The organism is Pseudomonas sp. MD195_PC81_125, assembly GCF_014060985.1.
Lineage (GTDB): Bacteria > Pseudomonadota > Gammaproteobacteria > Pseudomonadales > Pseudomonadaceae > Aquipseudomonas > Aquipseudomonas parakoreensis.
Map to the genome: position 1 here is coordinate 1 of NZ_JABULD010000966.1, position 642 is coordinate 642.

Below are 642 nucleotides of genomic sequence, written 5' to 3' on the forward strand. Positions count from 1 at the left end.
CAGCGTGGAATTGGGTGGCCGCGCTGACGTACGATGATGTTGCCGGCCTTGATGACCTGGCCGCCATACATCTTCACGCCAAGGCGTTTGGCTTCTGAGTCGCGACCGTTACGGGTACTACCACCAGCTTTTTTGTGTGCCATGAGTTCAATTCTCCTAGTGAGGAATTAGGCTGTAATTAAGCCTGAATACCGGTGATTTTGATCTCGGTGAACCACTGGCGGTGGCCCATACGCTTCATGTGGTGCTTACGGCGACGGAACTTGATGATGCGGACTTTATCGTGACGACCTTGGGAGATCACTTCAGCCTTGACGGTTGCGCCAGCAACAACAGGTGCGCCGATGTTCACGTCGTCGCCATTGGCGACCAGCAGAACGCGGTCAAAAGTCACGGATTCGCCAGTAGCGACTTCCAGTTTTTCGATCTTCAGGTATTCACCTTCAGCGACCTTGTATTGCTTACCGCCGGTAACGATTACTGCGTACATGGTATTTCTCCGATAATCCTGCTCACCCAGCTCTTTATAAGAAGAGGTATTGGCTGGCATGGCTGCATGGGGCTGGAACGGCCCAAGTGCAATTGCGTAAGGCAGGTGCTGCCCAGGAAGTTCAGGGTGCGCGATTGTACGCAAGCATCGAG

General features: G+C 53.6%; 1 protein-coding gene and 1 pseudogene. Both read right to left on the reverse strand.

The features are described 5' to 3' along the window. Window positions 1-143: pseudogene (locus HT737_RS30625) on the reverse strand (50S ribosomal protein L27); the annotation flags it as partial. A gap of 35 nt (window positions 144-178) precedes the next feature. Then, window positions 179-490, reverse strand: coding sequence for a 50S ribosomal protein L21 (rplU, locus tag HT737_RS30630; RefSeq protein WP_003228361.1), 312 nt, complete (start codon window positions 488-490; stop codon window positions 179-181). Window positions 491-642 lie beyond the last annotated feature (152 nt).